Genomic DNA, 8,018 nt, shown 5'->3' with positions numbered 1-8,018 from the left:
CCCGTGCCCGCACAGCGCGGTGAAGCAGGAAGCCCCCGGAAGGGTCAGACGGCCCAGGCCGGAATCCCTGGACTTTAGGCCAGGGAGCACGTCAAACCGTTCAGGTAACGTCGGAGGAAACCCCCGTCGCAGGAGTCCGCCATGAGCGATGCCACCGAGCGCCCCGCACCCGACGCGGCCGCCGACCCCGATGCCTGGGAGCAGGCGTGCGCCGAGGACCTCGCCGCGGAGCGGGCCCGCCGCCGTCATGAGCAGCCCGGCACCGCCGCCGAGGAGCTGCGCAAGCTCGTCGACGCCGTGACCGAGAAGGTCTCCGCCCTCCAGCTGCCGCTGGCGGGCATGGCCGCCCAGGAGGTCGTGCAGCAGGTCATCGCCCAGGCGAAGGCCGCCGTCGAACCGGTCATCGAGCGCAACCCCGACGTCTTCGACCACCTCGCCTCCGCCGGCTCCGAGCTCCTCGCCGCCTACCGCGCGGCCGTCCAGGGCCAGGAGGCCCGCTGGACGCGCGGCGAGGGTGCGGCGAAGCCCGCCGAGGGGCCCGGCGGACCCGGCCGGGGCGATGCCGGAACGGGCGGTGCCGAGCGCATCGACCTCGACTGACCTGGGGCTCCGGTACGGTGGGTCGCGGCGGGGTTCGAGCGAATAACTGAGGGACACATGGGACTCACCATCGGCGTCGACATCGGCGGCACGAAGATCGCGGCCGGCGTGGTCGACGAGGAGGGCAACATCCTCGCGACGTGCAAGGTACCGACCCCGTCGACCCCGGAGGGCGTCATCGACGCCATCGCGGACGCGGTACGCACGGTCAGCGCCGACCACAAGGTCGAGGCGGTCGGCATCGGCGCCGCCGGTTATGTGGACGAGAAGCGGGCCACGGTCCTCTTCGCCCCCAACATCAACTGGCGTCACGAGGCGCTGAAGGACAAGGTCGAGCAGCGCGTCGGCCTCCCGGTCGTCGTGGAGAACGACGCCAACGCCGCGGCCTGGGGCGAATACCGCTTCGGCGCCGGCCAGGGCCACGACGACGTCATCTGCATCACGCTGGGCACCGGCCTCGGCGGCGGCATCATCATCGGCAACAAGCTGCGCCGCGGCCGCTTCGGCGTGGCCGCCGAGTTCGGCCACATCCGGGTCGTGCCGGACGGCCTGCTGTGCGGCTGCGGCAGCCAGGGCTGCTGGGAGCAGTACGCCTCCGGGCGCGCCCTCGTCCGCTACGCCCGCCAGCGCGCCCAGGCCACCCCGGAGAACGCCGAGATCCTCCTCGGCCTCGGCGACGGCACCCCCGAGGGCATCCAGGGCAAGCACATCAGCGACGCGGCCCGGCAGGGCGACGCCGTGGCCGTCGACTCCTTCCGGGAGCTGGCCCGTTGGGCCGGCGCGGGCCTCGCCGACCTCGCCTCGCTCTTCGACCCCTCGGCGTTCATCGTCGGCGGCGGCGTCTCCGACGAGGGAGACCTCGTCCTCGACCCGATCCGCAAGTCCTTCCGCCGCTGGCTGGTCGGCGGCCAGTGGCGCCCGCACGCCCAGGTGCTGGCCGCCCAACTGGGCGGCAAGGCCGGTCTCGTGGGCGCGGCGGACCTGGCCCGCCAGGGCTGACACCGGGGCCCGCCGGGGCCTCCTTCCGGACGTCGTGGCACGGTTGTCAGAGCACGGTTGTCGCAGCACGGTTGTCGCAGCACGGATGTCGAAGCACGGACGTCGTAGCACCGAGGAGTGTTGATGCTCGCGGATCTGCCCCCGTCGCACACGGAGTCCGACGGCTCGGCCGTCGTCCGCGTGCTCAGTTACAACGTCCGGTCCATGCGTGACGACGTGGGGGCGCTGGCCCGGGTCATCCGGGCCTGCGCCCCCGACGTCGTCTGCGTCCAGGAGGCGCCGCGCTTCTTCCGCTGGCGCAAGGCTGCGGCCCGGCTGGCCCGTACGTCCGAGCTCGTGTACGTCACCGGCGGGGCCACGGCCTCCGGGCCCATGATCCTGTCCTCGCTGCGGGCCACCGTGGAGCGCACGGAGGACATCCTGCTGCCCCGGACACCGGGGCTGCACCAACGCGGCTTCGCGACCGCCGTGCTGCGCTTCGGCCGGGCCCGGCTCGGCGTCCTCAGCTGCCACTTGAGCATCAAGGACGAGGAGCGGTACGGGCAGGGGAAGCTGCTGCTCGACACGCTGGCCGGCCTGGACGTCCCGCACGCGGTCGCCGCCGGGGACCTCAACGACCGCCCCGACGGCCGGACGTTCGGCCTCCTCGCGGACGCGCTCCAGGACGGCTGGGCCACGAAGCGGTGGGGTCGTGAGCACACGACCCGGCTGGGCGACCCGCTCCAGCGCATCGACGCGGTCTTCGCCACGGAGGGTGTCGAAGTGCTGGGCTGCGGCGTGCCCATGGGGTTGCCGGGGGTGGCTGAGCGGGATCTGCGGGCAGCCACGGATCACCTGCCGGTGCTTGCCGCGTTGCGGGTGCCGGCGTTTTAGGCCGGTGTCGTGCCCGCACCACCGCTGCGCGGCGGTGTCCTCAATCGCCGGACGGGCTGATTTGTTGCCCGGAACGGGCTGAACTGCGCACCCACATCAGCCACATCAAGCCCGTCCGGCGTTTGAGGACACGCCCGGAGGGCGTTCCCGCCGCAGGCGGCAAGACGGCCCGCAGTCAACAGCCGGGAGTACGCACGCCCCCCCCGCCCTAAACCACCGCACCGCGGCCCGGGTCGTCGTCCTCCTCGTCGGAGTCCTTCATGCGCAGGACCAGCGTGGCGAAGCCGCCGAGGAAGCCGCCGACGCCGAGCGTGGTGACCCACCACGTCAGCTCCTGCCGGAAGAGCACCATCAGCAGCAGGAGCAGCGGCCCGCCCAGCACCGCGATCCATGCGAAGCGGGCGGTGACGTCGCCGGTGGGGAGCGGCGGCGGCTCCGGGGGCACGAAGTGGCCCTCGTCCGGCTCGTCGAGGTCGTCGTCGCCCGACGGGCCCGGGGTGTCCCAGTCGCGGGGGCCGACCCCGGGGGCGTAGACGACGAAGCTGCCCACCGGCCGGTCCGGGGTCTCCGGTGGCGCCTGCGGTGTCTTGGTGACCCCCTCCGGGGCCGTGCCGGGGGCCTCCTCGCCCTCGGCCGGGCCGGGCGGGGGGTCGGTGAGGTCACCGGAGGCGGGCCAGCGGCCCGCCTCGGGGTCCGGCTGCTCGCCGTACGCGGCGACGAGCTCCGCCCACGCGGCGTCCTCGTCCAGGGGGTCGCGGCTCTCGTCGCGGTCGCGGTCGCGGTCCGCGTCGCGCTCAGCCACGGGAGGCCGCCCCGGCTTCGCCGACGCCCGCGGAGAGCCGGCTGATGAACGCGAACGTCTCCTCGAAGATCAGCTCGGCGTCGTGGTCCAGGGTCGCCACGTGATAGCTGCGCTCCAGCAGCCGCTCGGTGACATCGCGCGAGGAGACCCGGGCCAGGATGCGCGCCGAGTCCACGGGCGGCACCACATGGTCCTCGGGGCTGTGCATCAGCAGCAACGGCTGGGTCACCTGCGGCAGTTCGCCGTCCAGCATCCGCAGGAACCGGCGGAAGGAGTGCGCCGCGTGCAGCGGCACCCGGTCGTAGCCGGTCTCCTCGCTGCCCGGCTTGGCGATGTCGCTGGCGATGCCCCTGCGCGAGGGGACCAGATGGCGCACCACCGGCAGCGCCTTCGCGCCGAGGCCGTGCACCTTGTTGGCCGGGTTGACCACGACGACGCCCTTGACCGTGTCACCGTGCCGGGCCGCCAGCCGCAGGGCCAGCGCCCCGCCCATGGACAGGCCGCAGACGAAGACCTCGGAGCAGCGCTCCCGCAGCTCGCCCAGCGCCCGGTCGACCTCCGCGTACCAGTCCTGCCAGCCGGTGAGCTGCATGTCCTGCCAGCGGGTGCCGTGCCCGGGCAGCAGCGGCAGCGAGACGGTCAGTCCGCGCTCCGCGAGATACCCGGCCCAGGGCCGTACGGACTGAGGGGAACCGGTGAAGCCGTGGCACACGAGGACGCCGACCTCTCCGCCGTCGTGGCGGAACGGCTCGGCGCCGGGGAGGAGCGGCACCGGAATCTCCGATCGGTGGAACGGGAAAAAGGGGTCTGGCCCTCAGCGTACGCGGAGCGCCGCACGGCGGGTAGGCAGGTTAAGGTCTCCTCGTCACTACAGGAGGTTCTCGGTTGTTCTACGGCGCTATGAAGCTGTCCATCGGCGGGTCGCTGAAGCTTGCCTTCCGGCCGTGGGTGGAGGGCTTGGAGAACATCCCGGCCGAAGGGCCCGCCATCCTGGCGAGCAACCACCTGTCGTTCTCGGACTCCTTCTTCCTCCCCGCGGTCCTGGACCGCAAGATCACCTTTATCGCGAAGCAGGAATACTTCACCTCCCCGGGTGTCAAGGGAAAGCTGACGGCCGCCTTCTTCAAGGGCGTGGGCCAGCTGCCCGTCGACCGTTCGGGCGGTCGCGGCGCCGGCGAAGCGGCGATCAAGAGCGGTCTTGAGGTGCTGGAGCGCGGTGAGCTGTTCGGCATCTACCCGGAGGGCACCCGCTCCCCGGACGGCCGCCTCTACCGCGGCAAGCCCGGCGGCCTGGCCCGGGTGGCGCTGCTGTCCGGCGCCCCCGTGATCCCCGTCGCCATGATCGACACCGAGAAGGTGCAGCCCCCGGGCAAGGTCCTGCCGAAGATGATCAGGCCGGGCATCCGGATCGGCGAACCGCTGGACTTCAGCCGCTACCACGGCATGGACGGCGACCGCTTCATCCTCCGCTCGGTGACCGACGAGGTCATGTACAAGATCATGGAGCTGTCCGGCCAGGAGTACGTCGACATCTACGCGACCGCCGCCAAGCGGCAGATCGCGGACGAGGCGAAGCGCAAGGCCGAGGAGGAGAAGGCGGCCAAGGCCGCCGGACTCGACAAGCTCGACGAGCTCGGCAGGCCCGACAAGGCGGACAAGCGGCCCGAGGCGTAGCACGCCCGGACCGGGGGGTTGGGTCGATGACACCGCGCAGCACACAGCCGCGCGTCGTACGGATGTCGGTGGAGCTGCCGCTGTGGCGCGCGCTGACCGGCTACCGCATCCTGACGCTGGGCTACGCCCTCGCGCTGTTCCTCCTGAACTACCGCGAGTACGCCCATCCGCCCGGGGCCGCGCTCTACATGGGCGTACTGACCCTCTGGATGCTGCTGACCTGGAACCGGGTCACCTCGCCCGAGCGCTGCACCAAGCGGTTCCTCGTCGCCGACCTGGCCATCGCGCTGGGCGGGATCCTGCTCACCTCCGTCGTCGACTCCGCCGAGCGCATCGACGGCGGAGCGGCCACCCTGCCGTCCATCTGGGCGGGCGGCGCCGTGCTGGGCTGTGCCATCAAGGGCGGCTGGCGCTGGGCGGTCGTCGGCTCCACCCTGGTGGCCGCCGCCAACCTCGCCGAGCGCGGCGGCATGGCCCGCGACACCGTCCACAACGTGCTGCTGGTCTGGGTCTCCAGCGTCGCCATCGGCTACATCGTGGAGGTCGCCCGGGCCAGTGAGCGCACGCTCGCCCGCGCCCTCCAGATCGAGGCGGCCACCCGCGAGCGCGAACGGCTCGCCCGCGACATCCACGACAGCGTCCTCCAGGTGCTCGCCATGGTGCAGCGCCGGGGCGCCGCGCTGGGCGGCGAGGCCGCCGAGCTCGGCCGGATGGCCGGCGAGCAGGAGATCGCCCTGCGCACCCTCGTCGCCGGGGGCCTGCTGCCCCCGCAGGGCACGCCGCGGCAGCTCGCCGAGGACGCGGAGCTCGTACGGTCCGCGGGCGCCCCGCCGCGGCCCCCGGAGGGGCCCTGCGACGTGGGCGCGCTGCTCGCACCGCACGCGGGCGCCGCCGTCTCCTACGCCGGACCCGGCACGCCCGTCCTGCTGGAGGCGGCCGCGGCGGCGGAGCTGGCGGCCGCAGTCGGCGCCGCGCTGGACAATGTCCGCGAGCACGCCGGGGACGGCGCGCGGGCCTGGATCCTGCTGGAGGACGAGCCGGACGCCGTGATCGTCACCGTGCGGGACGACGGGCCCGGCATCGCCGAGGGCCGGCTGGCGGCGGCCGAACGGGAAGGGCGGATGGGCGTCGCCCTGTCGATCCGCGGCAGGCTGCGGGACCTGGGCGGCAGCGCCGAGCTGCTGTCCGTGCCCGGCCAGGGCACAGAAGTCGAATTGAGAGTTCCACGGGGGAGCGAGGCCGGGAAATGAGTGACGAGCAGAGCGTGAAGGTCATGGTGGTCGACGACCACCCCATGTGGCGCGACGCCGTCGCCCGCGACCTGGCCGCCGCCGGGTTCGACGTGGTGGCGACGGCCGGTGACGGCCCCCAGGCGGTGCGCCGGGCCCGGGCCGCCGCACCCGACGTGCTGGTCCTGGACCTCAACCTGCCCGGCCTGCCCGGCGTCGCCGTGTGCAAGGAACTGGTCGGCGAGAACCCCGCGCTGCGCGTCCTGGTGCTCTCCGCGAGCGGCGAGCACGCGGACGTCCTGGAGGCCGTGAAGTCCGGCGCGACCGGCTATCTCCTGAAGTCGGCCAGCACCGGGGAACTGCTCGACGCCGTCCGCCGGACCGCGGAAGGGGACCCGGTGTTCACCCCCGGCCTGGCCGGACTCGTCCTCGGGGAGTACCGCAGGCTGGCCGCCGACCCGGCCCCCGCCGCCCCCGACGAGCCCAAGGCGCCCCGGCTGACCGACCGCGAGACCGAGGTGCTGCGGCTCGTCGCCAAGGGCCTCTCGTACAAGCAAATCGCCGAACGGCTGGTTATTTCCCACCGGACGGTGCAGAACCATGTTCAGAACACCTTGGGCAAACTCCAGTTGCACAACCGCGTGGAGCTCGTGCGCTACGCGATAGAGCGAGGTCTCGACGGCGCCTGACCGTTCCCGGCCGGGCGGCGTACCCGGCTGAAGGGAGATTGTCATGCGGGTCGGAATGCTGACCGGCGGCGGTGACTGCCCCGGGCTCAACGCGGTCATCCGCGCCGCCGTCCGCAAGGGCGTCCAGGACTACGGTCACGAGTTCATCGGCTTCCGCGACGGCTGGCGGGGGCTGATCCAGGGCAACACCGTGCCGCTCGGCATCCCCGCCGTACGCGGCATCCTGCCCCGGGGCGGCACGGTGCTCGGCTCCTCGCGCACCAACCCCTTCAAGGAACCGGAGGGCGTCCGCCGGATCCTGGAGAACCTCGCCAAGGACGACGTCGACGCCCTCATCGCCATCGGCGGGGAGGACACCCTCGGCGTCGCCGCCCGGCTCCACGAGGAGCACGGCGTCCGGTGCGTCGGCGTGCCCAAGACCATCGACAACGACCTCTCCGCCACGGACTACACCTTCGGCTTCGACACCGCCGTCAACATCGCCACCGAGGCCATCGACCGGCTGCACACCACCGCCGAGTCCCACATGCGGGTCCTCGTCGTCGAGGTCATGGGCCGGCACGCCGGCTGGATCGCCCTCCACTCCGGCCTCGCCGGGGGCGCCAACGTCATCCTCGTCCCCGAGCGGCGCTTCGACCTCGAAGAGGTCTGCGGCTGGGTCACCTCCCGCTTCCGCGCCAGCTACGCCCCGATCGTGGTCGTCGCGGAGGGCGCCATGCCGAAGGACGGCGACCTCGTGCTGAAGGGCGCCGCCGCGCACGACTCCTTCGGCCACGTCCGGCTGTCCGGAGTGGGCGAGTGGCTGGCCAAGGAGATCGAGCGGCGCACGGGCAAGGAGGCCCGCACGATCGTGCTGGGGCACGTGCAGCGTGGAGGGACGCCGAGCGCGTTCGACCGGTGGCTGGCCACGCGCTTCGGTCTGCACGCGATCGCCGCCGTGCGGGACGGCGACTTCGGACGGATGGTGGCGCTGCGGGGCACGGACATCGTGCGGGTTCCGCTGCGCGAGGCGACGGCTCGCCTGAAGACGGTGCCGGAGTCTTTGTACGAGGAGGCCCGCACGTTCTTCGGCTGACGGCGGGTTGTTCCCCTGCGGCCGCGTCCTCAAGCGCCGGACGGGCTGAAATCAGCCCGTCCGGCGCTTGAGGACAC

Annotated in this window: 9 protein-coding genes; 7 read left to right on the top strand and 2 right to left on the bottom strand. The window is 72.8% G+C overall.

The window, feature by feature from the left end; all coding sequences use genetic code 11:
* Positions 1–141: 141 nt before the first annotated feature.
* The 3 genes from AB0435_RS15100 to AB0435_RS15090 all read left to right on the top strand — a co-directional run bounded on the left by AB0435_RS15100 (position 142) and on the right by AB0435_RS15090 (position 2,472).
* The gene (locus tag AB0435_RS15100) at positions 142–600 is read left to right on the top strand and encodes a DUF5304 domain-containing protein (protein ID WP_366005833.1); all 459 of its coding nucleotides are present in this window, start codon (positions 142–144) and stop codon (positions 598–600) included.
* A gap of 57 nt (positions 601–657) precedes the next feature.
* On the top strand, positions 658–1,599 hold the full coding sequence (locus tag AB0435_RS15095; RefSeq protein WP_366005832.1) for an ROK family glucokinase: 942 nt from the start codon (positions 658–660) through the stop codon (positions 1,597–1,599).
* A gap of 123 nt (positions 1,600–1,722) precedes the next feature.
* The gene (locus tag AB0435_RS15090) at positions 1,723–2,472 is read left to right on the top strand and encodes an endonuclease/exonuclease/phosphatase family protein (protein ID WP_366427179.1); all 750 of its coding nucleotides are present in this window, start codon (positions 1,723–1,725) and stop codon (positions 2,470–2,472) included.
* A gap of 208 nt (positions 2,473–2,680) precedes the next feature.
* Here the strand turns inward: AB0435_RS15090 and AB0435_RS15085 are convergent, their stop codons facing one another.
* Positions 2,681–3,274, bottom strand: coding sequence for a hypothetical protein (locus AB0435_RS15085; RefSeq protein ID WP_366427178.1), 594 nt, complete (start codon positions 3,272–3,274; stop codon positions 2,681–2,683).
* Positions 3,267–4,046 carry an alpha/beta fold hydrolase gene (locus AB0435_RS15080; protein ID WP_366005828.1) on the bottom strand — a complete coding sequence of 260 codons (780 nt, stop codon included), beginning with the start codon at positions 4,044–4,046 and terminating at the stop codon, positions 3,267–3,269. Before AB0435_RS15080 ends, AB0435_RS15085 begins: the two co-directional genes overlap by 8 nt.
* 128 nt (positions 4,047–4,174) lie before the next feature.
* On the opposite strand from AB0435_RS15080, the gene AB0435_RS15075 reads away from it, so the two are divergent.
* From AB0435_RS15075 to AB0435_RS15060, 4 genes are read left to right on the top strand one after another with little or no spacing between them, the layout of a single operon-like run.
* Entirely contained in the window at positions 4,175–4,948 is a 774-nt protein-coding gene (locus AB0435_RS15075; RefSeq protein ID WP_366427182.1) for a lysophospholipid acyltransferase family protein, read from the top strand.
* 26 nt (positions 4,949–4,974) lie between these two features.
* Entirely contained in the window at positions 4,975–6,198 is a 1,224-nt protein-coding gene (locus tag AB0435_RS15070) for a DUF5931 domain-containing protein (protein WP_366005827.1), read from the top strand.
* A complete protein-coding gene (locus AB0435_RS15065) occupies positions 6,195–6,866 on the top strand; it encodes a response regulator transcription factor (RefSeq protein WP_366005826.1) in 672 nt (223 codons plus the stop codon). Before AB0435_RS15070 ends, AB0435_RS15065 begins: the two co-directional genes overlap by 4 nt.
* 43 nt (positions 6,867–6,909) lie before the next feature.
* Positions 6,910–7,941, top strand: a complete 1,032-nt coding sequence (locus tag AB0435_RS15060; protein ID WP_366005825.1) for a 6-phosphofructokinase — start codon at positions 6,910–6,912, stop codon at positions 7,939–7,941.
* The last annotated feature ends 77 nt before the right edge of the window (positions 7,942–8,018 follow it).

It is taken from the genome of Streptomyces sp. NPDC051173, from assembly GCF_040689515.1.
GTDB lineage: Bacteria > Actinomycetota > Actinomycetes > Streptomycetales > Streptomycetaceae > Streptomyces.
The sequence above is the reverse complement of the archived record's forward strand: the minus strand, read 5'-3'. Positions and strand labels throughout refer to the sequence as shown.

Bases quoted from the DNA above. Each gene is read 5' to 3' on its own strand.
- AB0435_RS15075 (WP_366427182.1), top strand. From the start codon at position 4,175: ATGAAGCTGTCCATCGGCGGGTCGCTGAAGCTTGCCTTCCGGCCGTGG.
- AB0435_RS15100 (WP_366005833.1), top strand. From the start codon at position 142: ATGAGCGATGCCACCGAGCGCCCCGCACCCGACGCGGCCGCCGACCCC.
- AB0435_RS15070 (WP_366005827.1), top strand. From the start codon at position 4,975: ATGACACCGCGCAGCACACAGCCGCGCGTCGTACGGATGTCGGTGGAG.
- AB0435_RS15095 (WP_366005832.1), top strand. From the start codon at position 658: ATGGGACTCACCATCGGCGTCGACATCGGCGGCACGAAGATCGCGGCC.
- AB0435_RS15065 (WP_366005826.1), top strand. From the start codon at position 6,195: ATGAGTGACGAGCAGAGCGTGAAGGTCATGGTGGTCGACGACCACCCC.
- AB0435_RS15090 (WP_366427179.1), top strand. From the start codon at position 1,723: ATGCTCGCGGATCTGCCCCCGTCGCACACGGAGTCCGACGGCTCGGCC.
- AB0435_RS15060 (WP_366005825.1), top strand. From the start codon at position 6,910: ATGCGGGTCGGAATGCTGACCGGCGGCGGTGACTGCCCCGGGCTCAAC.